Annotated in this window: 13 protein-coding genes; 6 read left to right on the forward strand and 7 right to left on the reverse strand. The window is 68.6% G+C overall.

Annotated elements, in window-relative coordinates:
- Position 1: 1 nt before the first annotated feature.
- The 3 genes from glpK to ABZ412_RS33685 all read left to right on the forward strand — a co-directional run bounded on the left by glpK (position 2) and on the right by ABZ412_RS33685 (position 4,844).
- The gene (gene glpK, locus ABZ412_RS33675) at positions 2 to 1,528 is read left to right on the forward strand and encodes a glycerol kinase GlpK (protein ID WP_357288644.1); all 1,527 of its coding nucleotides are present in this window, start codon (positions 2 to 4) and stop codon (positions 1,526 to 1,528) included.
- Between the two features lie 54 nt (positions 1,529 to 1,582).
- Positions 1,583 to 3,259, forward strand: a complete 1,677-nt coding sequence (gene glpD, locus ABZ412_RS33680) for a glycerol-3-phosphate dehydrogenase (RefSeq protein ID WP_357288647.1) — start codon at positions 1,583 to 1,585, stop codon at positions 3,257 to 3,259.
- Positions 3,260 to 3,419: 160 nt separating this feature from the next.
- On the forward strand, positions 3,420 to 4,844 hold the full coding sequence (locus ABZ412_RS33685) for a WGR domain-containing protein (protein WP_357288651.1): 1,425 nt from the start codon (positions 3,420 to 3,422) through the stop codon (positions 4,842 to 4,844).
- 14 nt (positions 4,845 to 4,858) lie between these two features.
- Here the strand turns inward: ABZ412_RS33685 and ABZ412_RS33690 are convergent, their stop codons facing one another.
- Both ABZ412_RS33690 and ABZ412_RS33695 read right to left on the reverse strand, forming a co-directional pair.
- A complete protein-coding gene (locus ABZ412_RS33690) occupies positions 4,859 to 5,362 on the reverse strand; it encodes a PaaI family thioesterase (protein ID WP_357288654.1) in 504 nt (167 codons plus the stop codon).
- Positions 5,363 to 5,409: 47 nt separating this feature from the next.
- Complete coding sequence (locus ABZ412_RS33695) at positions 5,410 to 8,001, reverse strand: ATP-dependent Clp protease ATP-binding subunit (protein WP_357288657.1); 2,592 nt, start codon at positions 7,999 to 8,001, stop codon at positions 5,410 to 5,412.
- Between the two features lie 126 nt (positions 8,002 to 8,127).
- Here ABZ412_RS33695 and ABZ412_RS33700 point away from each other — a divergent pair, with 126 nt between their 5' ends.
- Entirely contained in the window at positions 8,128 to 9,408 is a 1,281-nt protein-coding gene (locus ABZ412_RS33700) for an amidohydrolase (RefSeq protein WP_357288660.1), read from the forward strand.
- Between the two features lie 16 nt (positions 9,409 to 9,424).
- On the opposite strand, the gene ABZ412_RS33705 is transcribed toward ABZ412_RS33700, so the two are convergent.
- From ABZ412_RS33705 to ABZ412_RS33720, 4 genes are all read right to left on the reverse strand, one after another.
- Positions 9,425 to 9,622 carry a hypothetical protein gene (locus tag ABZ412_RS33705; RefSeq protein WP_357288663.1) on the reverse strand — a complete coding sequence of 66 codons (198 nt, stop codon included), beginning with the start codon at positions 9,620 to 9,622 and terminating at the stop codon, positions 9,425 to 9,427.
- Positions 9,623 to 9,861: 239 nt separating this feature from the next.
- Positions 9,862 to 10,203 carry an Lsr2 family protein gene (locus ABZ412_RS33710; RefSeq protein WP_213561466.1) on the reverse strand — a complete coding sequence of 114 codons (342 nt, stop codon included), beginning with the start codon at positions 10,201 to 10,203 and terminating at the stop codon, positions 9,862 to 9,864.
- A 134-nt stretch (positions 10,204 to 10,337) separates the two neighbouring features.
- Positions 10,338 to 10,955 (reverse strand): Rv3235 family protein, encoded by a 618-nt coding sequence (locus tag ABZ412_RS33715; RefSeq protein ID WP_357288666.1) that lies wholly within the window; start codon positions 10,953 to 10,955, stop codon positions 10,338 to 10,340.
- A 24-nt stretch (positions 10,956 to 10,979) separates the two neighbouring features.
- Positions 10,980 to 12,470, reverse strand: coding sequence for an NAD(P)/FAD-dependent oxidoreductase (locus ABZ412_RS33720; RefSeq protein WP_357288669.1), 1,491 nt, complete (start codon positions 12,468 to 12,470; stop codon positions 10,980 to 10,982).
- Positions 12,471 to 12,540: 70 nt separating this feature from the next.
- On the opposite strand from ABZ412_RS33720, the gene ABZ412_RS33725 reads away from it, so the two are divergent.
- Together ABZ412_RS33725 and ABZ412_RS33730 are read left to right on the forward strand one after the other, a co-directional pair.
- Positions 12,541 to 13,551 carry an AraC family transcriptional regulator ligand-binding domain-containing protein gene (locus ABZ412_RS33725; RefSeq protein WP_357288672.1) on the forward strand — a complete coding sequence of 337 codons (1,011 nt, stop codon included), beginning with the start codon at positions 12,541 to 12,543 and terminating at the stop codon, positions 13,549 to 13,551.
- Between the two features lie 113 nt (positions 13,552 to 13,664).
- Positions 13,665 to 13,892: a hypothetical protein gene (locus tag ABZ412_RS33730; protein WP_357288717.1), complete on the forward strand. Its 228-nt coding sequence runs from the start codon at positions 13,665 to 13,667 to the stop codon at positions 13,890 to 13,892.
- 21 nt (positions 13,893 to 13,913) lie between these two features.
- Here ABZ412_RS33730 and ABZ412_RS33735 read toward each other — a convergent pair whose 3' ends face one another.
- The gene (locus ABZ412_RS33735; RefSeq protein ID WP_357288675.1) at positions 13,914 to 14,720 is read right to left on the reverse strand and encodes a nuclear transport factor 2 family protein; all 807 of its coding nucleotides are present in this window, start codon (positions 14,718 to 14,720) and stop codon (positions 13,914 to 13,916) included.
- Positions 14,721 to 14,777: the final 57 nt, after the last annotated feature.

Here is a 14,777-nt window from a genome sequence, read left to right on the forward strand (position 1 = left end):
GATGACGCAGTATGTCGGAGCCATCGATCAGGGCACGACCTCCACGCGCTTCATGGTGTTCGACCACGGCGGCACTGTGGTTGCCCGCCATCAGCTCGAACATGAGCAGATTCTCCCGCAGGCCGGGTGGGTGGAACACAATCCCGACGAGATCTGGGAGCGCGCCCGCACCGTCATCAAGAGCGCCCTGGCCGGCGCCGGTCTGACCGCGAACGACCTGGCCGCCGTCGGCGTCACCAATCAGCGCGAGACCACCATCGTGTGGAACCGCCACACCGGACGCCCTTACTACAACGCCATCGTCTGGCAGGACACCCGCACCGACCGCATCGTGGCCGAGGTGGAGAAGGCGGGCAAGGGCGATCTGATCCGCGAACGCGCCGGACTGCCGCCCGCCCCGTACTTCTCCGGCGGCAAGCTGAAGTGGATCCTCGACAACGTTCCCGGCGTACGCGAGGACGCGGAAGCCGGTGACGCCCTCTTCGGCACCCCCGACGCCTGGATCATCTGGAACCTCACCGGCGGCGTCCACGGCGGTGTGCACATCACCGACCCCACGAACGCCTCGCGCACCATGCTCATGGATCTCGAAACCCTGGACTGGGACGAGGAATTGCTCGCGGTGTTCGGCGTGCCGCGCGCCATGCTGCCGCGCATCGCGCCCTCCTCGAATCCGGAGGGTTTCGGCGTCACCTTCGCCGGCGGTCCGTTCAAGGGTGAGGTCCCGATCACGGGCGTGCTCGGCGATCAGCAGGCCGCCACCGTCGGCCAGGTCTGCTTCCGCCCGGGTGAGGCCAAGAACACCTATGGCACCGGCAATTTCCTCATGCTGAACACTGGCACCGAGATCGTGCGCTCCAAGCACGGGCTGCTCACCACCGTCGCCTACCAGTTCGGCGACGACAAGGCGGTGTACGCGCTGGAGGGCTCGATCGCCGTCACCGGGTCGGCCGTGCAGTGGCTGCGCGATCAGCTCGGCGTCATCTCCGGCGCGGAGCGGGTCGAGGCCCTGGCCCGGCAGGTCTCCGACAATGGCGGCGTCTATTTCGTGCCCGCCTTCTCCGGCCTGTTCGCGCCCTACTGGCGCGCCGATGCCCGCGGCGTCATCGTGGGCCTGTCGCGCTACAGCAACAATGCCCACATCGCCAGGGCCACACTGGAATCCATCTGCTACCAGACCCGCGATGTGGTCGAGGCCATGCAGCAGGACTCCGGCGTCACCCTCGACACGCTGCGCGTGGACGGCGGCGTCACCGCCAACGAACTCGCCATGCAGATCCAGGCCGACTTCCTCGGCGTCCCGGTCTCGCGGCCGGTCGTCTCCGAGACCACCGCGCTCGGCGCCGCCTACGCGGCCGGGCTCGCGGTCGGATTCTGGAGCAGCACGGACGAACTCGTCGCCAACTGGCACGAGGACCGGAACTGGCAACCCGCCATGACCGAGGAGCAGCGGCAGCGCGGTTACGCCCGCTGGCTCAAAGCGGTGTCCCGCACCCTCGACTGGGTCGACCTCGACGACGAGGACTGAACGGTGACCGGCACCCATCACAAGCCTGAAAACACCGATAGCAAGGAGCATTTCGTGTCCGCACAACTGGATCCCGCCTACCGCGCCCGGGCGATTGATTCGCTCGGCGACACCGAAATCGACGTGCTCGTGATCGGAGGTGGAGTGACCGGAGCGGGCGCCGCCCTCGACGCCGCCTCGCGCGGGCTGTCCGTCACCCTGGTCGAGGCGCGCGACTTCGCGGCCGGCACCTCGAGCCGGTCGTCCAAGCTCATCCACGGCGGCCTGCGCTACCTCGAGCAGTACGACTTCGCCCTGGTCCGTGAGGCTTTGAAGGAACGCGGCCTGCTGCTCAACAAGCTGGCCCCGCACCTGGTCCACCCGGTGTCGTTCCTGTTCCCGCTGCAGAAGCACTACGAGCGCTTCTACATCGGCGCGGGCATCGCCCTCTACGACACCATGGGCGGCGCGCGCTCGGTGCCGATGCACAAGCACCTGAGCCGTTCCCGCGCACTGGAATTGGCGCCCGCACTCAAGGAAGACGCCATGACCGGCGCCATCCGCTACTACGACGCGCAGGTCGACGACGCCCGCCACACCATGATGATCGCGCGCACCGCGGCCCAGCACGGCGCGACCGTGCTGACCCGCACCAAGGTCACCGGCCTGCTGCGCGACGGCGAGCGGATCGCCGGCGCGAAGGTCGTGGACCTGGAAACCGGTCTGGAGCACAGCATCCGGGCCCGAACCGTGATCTCGGCGACCGGCGTGTGGACCGACGACATGATCAAGATGACCGGCGTGGAGTTCCCGTTCCATGTGCGCATGTCCAAGGGCGTGCACATCATGGTGCCGCGCGAGAAGCTGGACCTGGGCACCGGCATCGCCATGAAGACCGAGAAGTCGGTGCTGTTCGTCATCCCGTGGGCCGAGCACTGGATCATCGGCACCACCGACACCGATTGGTCGCTGGACAAGAACCACCCGACCGCCACCGCCGGGGATGTCCAGTACATCCTCGACCACGTCAATTCGCTGCTGCGCGAACCGCTCACCCGCGCCGACATCGTCGGCACCTACGCGGGCCTGCGGCCGCTCATGACCGGCGCGTCCAAGGAGACCTCGAAGCTCTCACGCGAACACGCGGTGGCCGAGCCCGCCCCGGGCCTGTTCGTCATCGCGGGCGGCAAGTACACCACCTACCGGGTGATGGCCGCCGACGTGGTGGACGCCGCCGCCGAACGTCTGGGCAGCGATGTCGCGCCCTCGGTGACCGCGAACCTGCCCATCCTGGGCGCGGTCGGCTACCAGGAGCTGCTCGACCGGGCGCCCGAGGTGGCCGCGGCCGCCGGGCTGCCGGAGCAGACCGTCACCCACCTGCTGGGCCGCTACGGCTCGCTGACCGACGAGATCTTCGACCTCATCGCGGCGGTTCCCACACTGGCCGAACCGATTCCGGGCGCGGAGGACTACCTGGGCGCGGAAGCCGTCTACGCCGCCACCCACGAGGGCGCGCTGCACCTGGACGACCTGCTCACCCGCCGCACCCGCATCTCGATCGAGGTGCCCGACCGCGGACTGCGGGCGGCGCGCGAGATCGCCCGGCTCATCGCCCCGCACCTGGGCTGGGACGACGAGCGCACCAATGCCGAGATCAACCGCTACTTCGACCGCGTGCACGCCGAGCTGGCCGCCAACGAGAAGCAGGACGACGAGGCCGCCAACGCGGCCCGCATGATCGCCGTCGGCTGACGACGGGCCGAGTGTTCCGACGCCGCGCGGGGAGTCCCGCGCGGCGATGGAGCGCATTCCCCTTCTCCCACGGGCCGTCGACCTCGGCAGATGCCGAATGTCGGTGGGCCTTGTTAGTTTTCGCCGCACATCGAGTTGAACGTGAATCTTGGAGCAAGGCATGAGCGGCGGGGAGACCACGTACCTGGAACTGTCCCAGGACAGCGGTACGGCACACAAGTTCTACGAGGTCGTCGTGACCGGGACGCAGGTGACGATCCGATACGGGCGCATCGGCGACGCCGGGGCACGACAGGTGAGTTCGTTCCCGACAGTGGAGAAGGCGCGCGCGGCGGCGGCCAAGAAGGTCGGCGAGAAGATGCGCAAGGGTTACGCGCCCGCGGTGATGGGCGCCCGCGCGGCACGGCCGGTCACCCGGCGCGCCATCGTCAGTCAGCGCTCCACCGCCAAGAAGGCCCCGGTGCTGTGGAGCTTCGACTCCGGCGCGGCGGCGTTCGGCATCTTCGTCGACGACGAGCGCTGCTGGGTCGGCAACGAGCACGGCGATGTCTTCACCCTCACCCCCGACGGCACGGTGACCGGCCGGTTCCGGCTGCCCGACGCGGTGAAGTGCATTGTCGCCGACGATTTCTGGATCTACGCGGGCTGCGACGACGGCCGCGTCTACGACCTGACCGGCAAGGTGCCGCGCGCGGCCTACGACATCGCCGCGAATGTCGACATCTATTGGCTCGACATCCACGACGGCATCCTCGGCGTCTCCGACCGGCAGGGCGGGCTCACCGTCATCGACCACGAGGAGGAATCGCTGTGGACGCGGCGCAGCACCGGCGACTCCGGCTGGATGGTGCGCATCGACGAATCCGGTGTTTACCACGGGCATTCGAACGGCGTCACCACCTACGACCTGGCCACCGGTGACACCCGCTGGCAGGTCGGCACCGGCGGCGCGGTGCTGTTCGGCTGGCAGGAGAACGACGCCGTGTACGCGGGCACCGGCACCAGGCAGGTGCGCATGGTGGCCAAGGACGGACAGGCCGAACGCACCTACCAGTGCGACGCGGCCGTCTTCTCCTGCGCCACCTCACCCGACGGGCGCTTCGTGTTCGCGGGCGACAACTACTCGTCGGTGTACTGCTTCGACGCCGCGGGCAACCGCCTGTGGAAGCTGGCCACCGGCTGCGGCTCGGCGTACTCCATGCAGTACCACGACGAGAAGCTCTACCTGGTCACCACCAACGGCACCCTGGCCTGCCTGGATGTCAGCGAAGCCGCCATCCGCGACGCCGAGCAGGGCGTGCTGCCGCAGACGCTGTCGATCAAGGCCCCGGAGATCTCGGCCGTGATGCCCAGCGCCACGGTGGAGGTGATCGCGGACGCCGGGGACGGCATCGTGGTCGAATGCGTCCAGGAGAACGGCAACCTGCGCGTGCACGTGGTCTCGGCCGGGTACCAGCGCGGCTGGAATGTGCAGTTCCCCAGGGAGATTCGCGAGGCGGGCGCGCGGTACGTGGTCGACGCGGTCACCGAGTCGGCGCGCGGCGGGTTCTACCGGGTACGCGGCGACATCCGCCGACTGCGCTGAGTCCCGAGCCCGAATCAGGCTCCGACGCTGGACAATTCACCCGGTGTAGCACCGAAGCGGTGGAAGTGGGCGGCGGTCACCTCGACGAAGATCGCGCGGCCGGTGGCGACCACGGTGTCGCCGTCGGTCAGCTCGGTGTGGATGAACAGCTTGCGGCCTTCCCGTCCGACCAGCTTCGAGGTGACCGTCAATTCTCGGTGCAGCTGGACGGGCACCGTGAAGTCGACCTCGAGTTTCACGGTCACGGCGGGCAGCTGCAGCGGCATCAGCACCGAACCGGACGCCTCGTCCAGGGCGGCGGAGACGATGCCGCCGTGCGCCACACCGGGTGCGCCCTGATGCCGCTCGTCCAGCACGAAAGTGCTACGGACCAGGTCACCGTGGCGTTCGAAGGTCATGGCGGGGGAGGCCGGATTGGCCGGGCCGCAGCCGAAGCAGCCGGGGTGATGCGGCGGGAAGGGCCCCTCGGCGAACAGGTCGCCGAGGGGCAACGGCGCGGCGTCGCGATCGTTCTCCATACCTGAAAGTTAACCCAGGTTCACGTCGGACGCGCAAGCCCCCGAGGTCAGCTCTTGGCCGCCCCCGACTTCCCGCGCGGCGGCTTCACGCCGTTCTTGCCGTGACCGTCGGGCTTGCCGTCGGCGCCCTTCTTGCCGCTCTTGCCGACGGTCATGATCGATTGCTCGGAGACCTTGGCATCGGTTTTCTTACCGCCGCTGTGGTGCAGCGCCTCGATCAGCAAACCGTTGTCGTCGGCGTCGATGCGCACGGTGTCGCCGGGCGCCAGTGAGCCTTCCAACAGCTTCTTGGCCAGGGCGTTGTCCAGCTCCTTCTGCACCGTGCGGCGCAGCGGGCGGGCGCCGAACTCGGGCTGATACCCGTTGTCCGCCAGCCAATCCATGGCCTTGTCGGACACGTCCAGGGCGATGTCCTGGGCGTGCAGCCGGCGACGGGTGCCGTCCAGCACCAGGCCGACGATGGTGCGCAGCTGCTCCTTGTCGAGGCGGTGGAAGATGATCGTCTCGTCGAGCCGGTTGAGGAACTCCGGACGGAACTGCTTGCGTAGTCGCTCCTCCAGCTGCGGCTTGATCGAATCCAGGTCGCCGTCCTTGGCGGACAGGATGAGATCGGACCCGATATTGCTGGTCAGGATGACGATGGTGTTCTTGAAATCGACGGTGCGGCCCTTGGAATCGGTGACCCGGCCGTCGTCGAGCAACTGCAGCAGCACATTGAACACATCCGGGTGCGCCTTCTCGACCTCGTCGAACAGGATCACCGAATAGGGCTGGCGGCGGACCTTGTCGGTGAGCTGGGCGGCGTCGTCGTAGCCGACGTATCCGGGCGGGGCGCCGACCAGCCGGGCCACCGTGTGCTTCTCCTGGAACTCGCTCATGTCGAAGCGGATGAGCCGGTCCTCGTCGCCGAACACCGCGGCCGCCAGGGCTTTCGCGAGCTCGGTCTTGCCGACGCCGGTGGGGCCCAGGAACAGGAACGAGCCGATCGGCCGGTTGGGGTCCTTGAGTCCGGCGCGGGCGCGCCGCACCGCCTCGGCCACCGCGACGATGGCCTCCTCCTGGCCGATCACCCGCTGGTGCAGATCCTGTTCCAGCTTCAGCAGTTTCGCGCGTTCCTCGGTGGTCAGGTCGGCGACCGGGATGCCGGTGCGGCGCGAGATCACCTCGGCGATATCGGTGATGGTGACCGTCGGGATCTCGGTGCGGTCCACCTCGTCGGCGGTCTTCCGCTCCAGCTTCGTGATCTCGGCCTTGATCTTGTTGGCCTTCTCGTAGTCCTCGCCCTTGACCGCAGCGTCCTTCTCCCGATTCAGGTGCGCCAGTTGATCTTCCAGCTCGCGCACCTTGGGATCCGGTGTGCGCGTGCGTAATCGGACGCGAGCGCCCGCCTGGTCGATCAGGTCGATCGCCTTGTCCGGCATGAACCGATCGGTCAAGTAGCGGTCGGACAGTTCGGCCGCCGCGATCAGCGCCTCGTCCAGATAGCGGACCTGGTGGTGCTCCTCGTACACGTCGGCCAGACCGCGCAGGATCTCGATGGTGTCGGCCACCGACGGCTCGGACACCATGACCGGCTGGAAACGGCGTTCCAGCGCCGCGTCCTTCTCGATGTATTTGCGGTACTCGTCGATGGTGGTCGCGCCGATGGCGTGCAATTCGCCGCGGGCCAGGGCGGGCTTGAGCATATTGCCCGCGTCCATGGAGCCCTCGCCACCACCGCCCGCCCCCACGATGGTGTGCAGTTCGTCGATGAACACCACCAATTCGTCGGAGTGCGCGCGCACCTCGTCGAGCACCTTGGTGAGCCGTTCCTCGAATTCGCCGCGGTATTTGCTGCCCGCCACCATGGAACTCACGTCGAGGGCGACCACGCGGCGGTCGGCCAGCGTGGCGGGCACGTCGCCGTTGACGATGCGCTGGGCCAGGCCCTCCACGATGGCGGTCTTGCCGACGCCCGGATCACCGATCAGCACCGGATTGTTCTTACGCCGCCGCGACAGGATCTCGACGGTCTGCTCGATCTCCTCGGCCCGGCCGACCACCGGGTCGACCTGGCCCGCGCGGGCCTCCGCGGTGAGGTCGCGGCCGTACTCGTCCAGCGTCGGGGTGTCGGAGGGCTCCTTGGCCGCCGGCCCCCCGGTGGCCGCGGGCATCTTCGCGCCCGCCAGCGCCTGGGCGGCCGCGCTGTCGTGCAGGCCCGCGATGCCCAGCAGGATGTGCTCGGGCCCGATGTAGCTGCTGCCCGCCTCGGCGGCGCTGCGCTGCGAATTGCGCAGGGCCAGCTTGGCGGCCGGGCTCAGGGCCAGGGCGTGGTCGTCGCCGTGCGCGCCGACGTCGCCGCCCGCCGCGGTGCGCATGTGCTCGCGCAACTGTTCGGGGTCGCGACCGATCTCGGCGATGATGCTGCGCGCCGGCTCGATGGCCGCCGCCGCGTAGAGCAGATGCTCGGGGGTGATCTCGGTACTGCCCCAGTCGTGGGCGGCCTGGCGCGCGGTGTCGACGACCTGTTTGGCGCTCTCGCTCAGCAATCGGGTCAGGTCGATGCGCTGCACCGGTGGCCGGCGCGACATTCCGGATCCGAAGAAGCGGTCGAAGATATCGTCGAAGGAATCCATCGAACTGGGCCAGCCCTGCGTCATGCGGTCACCTCGCGGCTTCGGGTGACGCCCCGGCAGACCCGGTAGGGCTCGGTATGACAACGAGCCTGCCGACGCGTCAGCTAACGGATGGCGAACTCGGTGACCACAGTAGTAGCCTCGGCCCCGATGAGCGACCTCTACGGAGATCTCGATACGCGCGCGGCCGCGGTGGCCGCGCAGGTGGTGCGATGGCGGCAACACCTCCACGAGCACCCGGAACTGTCCAATCGCGAGACCGGGACCGCGGCGCTGATCACCACCCATCTGAAGTCACTGGGCCTGGACGACATTCGCACCGACATCGCCGGACACGGCGTGGTCGGGGTGCTGCGCGGCGGGTTGCCCGGGGACCGGGTGGTGGCGCTGCGCGCGGACATCGACGCGCTGCCGGTGCCCGATCTGTGCGGAGTGCCGTTCGCCTCGCACGCGGTCGATCAGGACTACCCCGGCGGCCCGTTCCCGGTGTCACACGCCTGCGGCCACGACTGTCATACGGCCATGCTCATGGGCGCGGCCACCGTCCTGTCCGGGCTCCGCGAACAACTGCCCGGCACCGTGCTTTTCGTGTTCCAGCCCGCCGAGGAGGGCCCGCCGGTCGACGAAAAGGGCGGCGCGCGAGCGATGCTCGACGCGGGCGCGCTCGACGATCCGGCCCCGACCATGGCGTTCGGCTTCCATGTCACGCCATATCCCAAGGGCTACATCGGGTATCGCGTGGGCAATCAGTTCGGCGCGTCCAGCCTGGTGAAGATCACCGTCACCGGACAGCAGGTGCACGGGTCCACACCGTGGATGGGCATCGATCCCATGCCCGCGGCTGGGGCGATCCTGACCGGTGTCGGGCAGCTCTACCGGCAGGTCAGCGCCTTCGACCCGATCACCGTCAGCATCGGGCACATCGAGGACGTCGGGCGGTTCAACATCATCGGCCAGACCGTCACCCTGTGGGGCACCATCCGCTGCACCGTCGAGCGGGACATGGCCGAGGTGCGGACGCGGCTGCGCACGCTGGCCACCAACAGCGCTGCGGCGTACAACTGTTCGGCCGCGGTGGAGTTCCTCCAGGACGTGCCCGCGGTGCACAACGAGCAGGCCTGGATGGATGCGGCGCTGCCCACCTTCCGGCGGGTGGCCGGGGACGACCGGGTGGTGGCGACCGGGCCCACGCTCGGGTACGACGACGTCTCCGAGTTCGTGAACAGGTACGGCGGGCTCTACGTGACGCTCGGCGTGCAGGACGCCCAGCTCGACGAGACAGGCCTGCCAGTCCCGGCGCCCGGGGGACGCGGGCTCTACATGAACCACAATCCGCACTTCTACGCCGACGACGACACGCTCGTCACCGGGGTGCGATTGCACGCGCAGGTGGCCTACGACCATCTCAGCGGCGCCTTGGCGCCGGGCTAGCGTGCGAGGAGAGCCCTCAACGGGCAGCGAGAACCTGGAGGAACGGGGCGTAGTCGCGGACGTGGCCCTCGGTCCAGTCCCAGAACGAGGCCGGGTCCACCGCCACCCCGCGCTGCAGCATCAGATGCCAGCCGTCATCGCGCTTTTCCCACATGTCACCGTCCCGATCGACGTACAGGCCGGTGCTTTCGGGCTCGATACCTGTCTCGCCCACAACGATCACCCCTAGAACTCAGGTTGCTTCTGTTCGGAAGCATTCTCCCCGACACCCGTTGTTCACTTTCGACCGGGGTGGTGGCCGTGCGGTCGCCGCACATAGCGACCGTGCCGATTGTCGCGAGAAATCCAGGAGAGCTAATGGCCTGATTTGTCAGTTTTGGCCCGATATGTCAGTAGCCGCCGCCAACCGGCCCCGGCACCCCGCCGAATTTCCCGCGCTCGGATTTGCGCTGGCTAATTCTTGGCGCGCTGGTAAGCCTCGACGATCTCGGCCGGGATACGACCGCGCGAGGAAACCTGATGACCCTGCGCCCGCGCCCATTCCCGGATCGCGGTGCTCTCCTCGCGGTCCACGGCCGGACGGGTACGGCCGCCGGCGGCCACCTTGCGCTTGGAACGACCCACCTTGCGGGCCTTCTCCGACCACGGTTCCAAGGCTTCCCGCAGCTTACCGGCGTTCTTGTTCGACAGATCGATCTCGAAGTCGTTGCCGTCGATCGAGAAAAAGACGGTCTCGTCGGCCTTCGATTCGCCATCGTAGTCGTCAACCAGAGTTACTGTGACTTTCTTCGCCATGGACTGCCCTTCCACGTGTAGGTGCCGCTATTCGCCGAAATGCTAATCCCGCGGGATGCAGGATTCAAACCAGGCGCGAATCGAATTCGGCGCCACCAGACAATTCAGCTATTACCGCTGAGACCCTCCGGTCTTCAGCACACCCGGAATGCGGCCAAGCGCCACCCGGAACGACCGCGGACAATGCGTGCCGCGAGCGCGAAATGCCGGCCGCCCCGATCGTAGGCCGCGCAAACCTCACCCCCGGCGGTCCCGGTCATGATCACATCGACCCTGGTGAGGGTGGCGGTGCCGAGCTCGCGCCCCGGTAGTCCGCGCCCGCCCGCGAGGGTGCGCACCGCGGCCACGACCGCGGGCTCCGCGAGCGGGGCCAACTGCCCCGGCGGCCGCCGACCATCCAACACCTCGAGCGCCGATCGCAGGGCGATTCGGGCGAATTGCCCTGCGCCGGTGTTGCGTTCGTCACTCCGCCCGGAATTCGCAGGGTGCGAAGACCGCAAAACCCGCTGCAGGCCGGCCGGGCGCGAAGCCCGGACCGCTGATTCGGAGCCCACCCGCGGCCGGCATCCCGGCGCCCCACCGCCCGGCCGCCGCGACGATGGCAACGGCGGCTCGAATCCCGGTGCGGGCAGCAGAAATCCGCTCTCCGTCTCCACCACCACTCCCCCTCGACTTCCCCTACTCCGTGTTCGGATGCCACACAGAATCACACGGGGTACGCGGAGCCCACCGGCCGGACGCGAACTTCGCACCCGGCGGTGGTGGTGAGACCAGCGTCACACCCGCTGCAACTCCTCGGCGGCCACCGGACGCAGGGTTTTGCTCAGATCGGTGCGCATGACCGTCGCGGTGTCGAGCAGATAGTTCTGACGGACCGTCCACGGCGTGCGGTCGCCCTGGCGCGGGAAATCACCGATCGATCGCTGGACGTAGCCGGACGCGAGATCCAGCAGCGGCCGTTCGCGCAGCGCGCGCTGCGGCTCCGGGACCACCGCGGCGTAGCCGTTGCGTTCCATGTAGCCGAGCACCTTGCAGACCAGGCGCGAGGTGAGGTCGGCGCGCAGTGTCCACGAGGCGTTGGTGTAGCCGATGCAGACCGCGAAGTTGGGCACGCCGGTGAGCATGGCGCCCTGCCAGACGAACTGCTCCGACAGCGCGACCGGGGTCCCGTCGACCACCAGGTCGATGCCGCCGAACGCGAGCAGCTGCAGACCGGTGGCGGTGACCACCACGTCGGCTTCGATCACCGTGCCGGACTTCAGCCGGATGCCTTCGGGCACAAAGGTTTCGATGTGATCGGTGACCACCTCGGCCTTGCCCTTGCGCATGGCCTTGAAGAAGTCGGCGTTGGGCACCGCGCACAGTCGCTGGTCCCACGGGTCGTAGTCGGGGGTGAAGTGCTCGGCGACCAGGGCCTCGTCCTTCAGGATCCGGGTGGTGAGCCCGGTGAGCAGCTTCTTCGCGGCCTCGGGCCGGCGGCGGCAGTACTGATAGAAGCCGATGTTGAACAGGATGTTCTTGGTGCGGATGAGCCGGTGCGCCAGATCGGCGGGCAGCAGTTCGCGCATCCGGTCGGCCACCTTGTCACGGCCGGGCACCGCGGAGATCCAGGTGGGGCTGCGCTGCAACATGGTCACCAGTTCGGCCTGCTCGGCCATGGCCGGGACCAGGGTGACCGCGGTCGCGCCGCTGCCGATGACCACCACGCGCTTGCCCGCGTAATCCAGGTCCTCGGGCCAGAACTGGGGGTGCACCACGGTGCCGGTGAAGTCGTCGATGCCGGGGAACACCGGATTGTGGCCCTGGTCGTAGTTGTAGTAGCCGGAGCAGGAGTACAGGAAGCCACAGGTGAGGACGTGGCGCTCCACCCGGTCGCCGGTACGCTGCTCCAGCGTCAGGGTCCAGCGGGACTCACCGCTGTTCCATTCGGCGGCAAGAACTTTGGTGCCGAACCGAATGTTCCGGTCGATGCCGTTCTCCGCCGCGGTCTCGGTGATGTAGCGCAGGATGGACGGCCCGTCGGCGATGGACTTGGCGTCGCGCCAGGGCTTGAACGGGTAGCCGAGGGTGAACATGTCGCTGTCGGAGCGGATGCCCGGGTAGCGGAACAGGTCCCAGGTGCCGCCGAGCGCGTCGCGCGCCTCGAGGACGGCGTAGCTGCGGCCGGGCTGCTCGGTCTGGAGCCGGTACGCCGCGCCGATGCCGGAAAGCCCGGCTCCGACGATGACGACGTCGAGGTGTTCAGCGGGGGTCTGCGCGGCGTTCATGGCTTCCAGTCTGTTGGGCTCGGGATTCGGTTTCTTGACACTACGCGACAACTATTTGATCCTGGACGACATGTCGGTGATCAGATCCGCGGGCCTGCGCGGATTCCGCGCCACCGTGGCCGAGCTGGGCGGGAACGCCGAGGAGCTGGCGCTCGCCTGCGGTCTGCCGGTCGCCGCCCTCGACACCGACGATCTGCTGGTCCCCGACCAGGCCGTGGCGGCGGTGCTCGAGCTGGCCGCCCATCAGCTCGACTGTCCCGATCTGGGTCTGCGCATGGCGCGGCGGCAGGATCTGGACATGCTGGGCCCGCTGGCCCTGGCCATCCGCAACGCCACCAGCCTGGCCGCGGTACTGGAGTGCACCTCGCGCTACCTGTTCGTGCACGCTCGCTCGCTGAGCCTGACCATGGAACCCGACCCGTACGGCGACCGCGGCGTCATCGCCCTGCGCTACGGCCTCAGCACGCCCGGCGCGCCCACCCCCGTGCAGGGCACCGATCTCGGATTGGCCTTCGTGCACAGGACGATTCAGCGGCTCGTCGAGGACCGCTACGGGCTGCGCTCGGTGGAACTGCCCTACCGGCCCGCCGCGCCCATCCGGGCGTACGAGGAGTTCTTCGGCGCGCCCGTGCGCATCGAACGCCCGGCCGCGCTGCTGCGGGGCCCGGCCGCCCTGGGCGACCGGCAGCTCGCGGGCGGTGACGAGAACCTGCACCGGCTGGCCCTGGCCTTCCTGGCCGGACAGTCCGGCGACGCCGCCGCGGCCCTCGCCCCGCGGGTGCGCACCACGCTCCAGAAGCTGCTGGGCACCGCCGCCCCCGAGATCGACGCCGTGGCACGGCTGCTCACCATCCACCCGCGCACGCTGCAGCGGCGGCTCACCTCGGAGGGCACCAGCTTCGCGGCGATTCTGGACGATGTGCGGCGCGCGGAGGCGCGGCGCTACCTGACCACCACCGACATGCCGATGAGCCAGGTCGCCTCGCTGCTGGGGCTGGCCGAGCAGTCGGTGTTCACCCGCTGCTGTCAGCGCTGGTGGGGGGCAACGCCGACCGCGGTGCGCAAGGGCAAAACGGTCTGACCACAGGGCTTGTCAGAAAGACCGGCTCGAGTTGCGCTGCACCCATTGGCAAATCATGCACGGCGAGTCGTGCAAGAAACGCCATCGATTTGCCGGATTGGCGCGTGTCGATCATGGTCATGTGCCGCTCGCGCGCGCAGGATGTGCAGATGATCGCCGAATGCCCGTCCTGCGCTTGGCCCTCGCCCGCCTCCATCTCCTCCCACCGCGGTGTGCAGTACCACCGTTGCGTGTGTGGACAGTGGTTGATCAGCGTCCACGGAAAGGTGGTCGGCGCGGCCGGGGGCACCACGTTCAGCGGGGAGAATCCCCTGGCCGAGATCGCCGGACTCCGGGACTGACCCGTCCCGGAGGGGCCGGAATCAGGCCGCCGACACGAAGATTCGCGCGGACTCGATACGCAGGCCGCGCTCGGCGAAGTCGAATTCGGCGATGCCCCGGCCCTCGCGGGTGTCCACCGACACCGTCACCGAATGACCTGCGGCGAGGGCCTTGTCCCAGCGCACGCCCTTGACCCGGGTGGCGAAGTCCTCCAGCGACATCGCGCCGTCGACACCCCACTCCAGGCGCGGCACCGGCGCCAGAACGGCACGGGCACTGGACGAATCGCCACGCGAGACCGCGTCCAGCAGCCGCTCGGCCGCCTGCTTGCCCGGCGCGCCCACACCGCGCAGCCCGGACATGAAGCCCATCGCGCCGCCCAGACCCTGGTTTCCCAGCAACTGCGGGCCCAGTTTGGCCCCGGCCAGCAGACCCTTCGTGCCCGATCCCATGAGCTGGCCGATCATGCCCGCCAGCTCCCAATGTGCGCGCAGGCGACGAATTTTCAGCACGTCGTCCACCTCGGCCAAGTCGTAGCGCAGGTGCATGGGCACGTGCAGGGTGACCCCGGTCGACATGGTGGTGGCGATGCTCAGATCGCGGAAGACCGTCATGCCGCACACCACGTCATTGGTGACGTCGAAGGCGATGCCGTTGGGTCCGATGAAGGTGTCGTAGAAGCGCTCGATGGCGGCGCGGCCCACGTGCGGGCGCGAGCCGACCGGGTCCTCGACGCTGCCGTCGTCGGCGAAAAGGCCCACCCAGGCGGCCTTGTCGTGCGCGCCGACCGCCTGCGGTGAGGCTTCGACGGTCGCCAGCAGTTCGGCGGCGGTGGGGTTCGCGGGCACGGTGTCCTCCAAGTGGTAAAGCCAAGCGCGCGCGATGATACCGAACCCCAGGCGGGT

The organism is Nocardia sp. NPDC005746, from assembly GCF_040630785.1.
Classification (GTDB): Bacteria; Actinomycetota; Actinomycetes; order Mycobacteriales; family Mycobacteriaceae; genus Nocardia.

What these genes read in the sequence shown, in the direction of transcription:
- ABZ412_RS33690 (WP_357288654.1), bottom strand. Translation starts at nt 5,362, where the DNA reads ATGGAGAACGATCGCGACGCCGCGCCGTTGCCCCTCGGCGACCTGTTC.
- ABZ412_RS33695 (WP_357288657.1), bottom strand. Translation starts at nt 8,001, where the DNA reads ATGACGCAGGGCTGGCCCAGTTCGATGGATTCCTTCGACGATATCTTC.
- ABZ412_RS33710 (WP_213561466.1), bottom strand. Translation starts at nt 10,203, where the DNA reads ATGGCGAAGAAAGTCACAGTAACTCTGGTTGACGACTACGATGGCGAA.
- glpK (WP_357288644.1), top strand. Translation starts at nt 2, where the DNA reads ATGACGCAGTATGTCGGAGCCATCGATCAGGGCACGACCTCCACGCGC.
- ABZ412_RS33700 (WP_357288660.1), top strand. Translation starts at nt 8,128, where the DNA reads ATGAGCGACCTCTACGGAGATCTCGATACGCGCGCGGCCGCGGTGGCC.
- ABZ412_RS33685 (WP_357288651.1), top strand. Translation starts at nt 3,420, where the DNA reads ATGAGCGGCGGGGAGACCACGTACCTGGAACTGTCCCAGGACAGCGGT.
- ABZ412_RS33720 (WP_357288669.1), bottom strand. Translation starts at nt 12,470, where the DNA reads ATGAACGCCGCGCAGACCCCCGCTGAACACCTCGACGTCGTCATCGTC.
- ABZ412_RS33730 (WP_357288717.1), top strand. Translation starts at nt 13,665, where the DNA reads ATGGTCATGTGCCGCTCGCGCGCGCAGGATGTGCAGATGATCGCCGAA.
- ABZ412_RS33725 (WP_357288672.1), top strand. Translation starts at nt 12,541, where the DNA reads ATGTCGGTGATCAGATCCGCGGGCCTGCGCGGATTCCGCGCCACCGTG.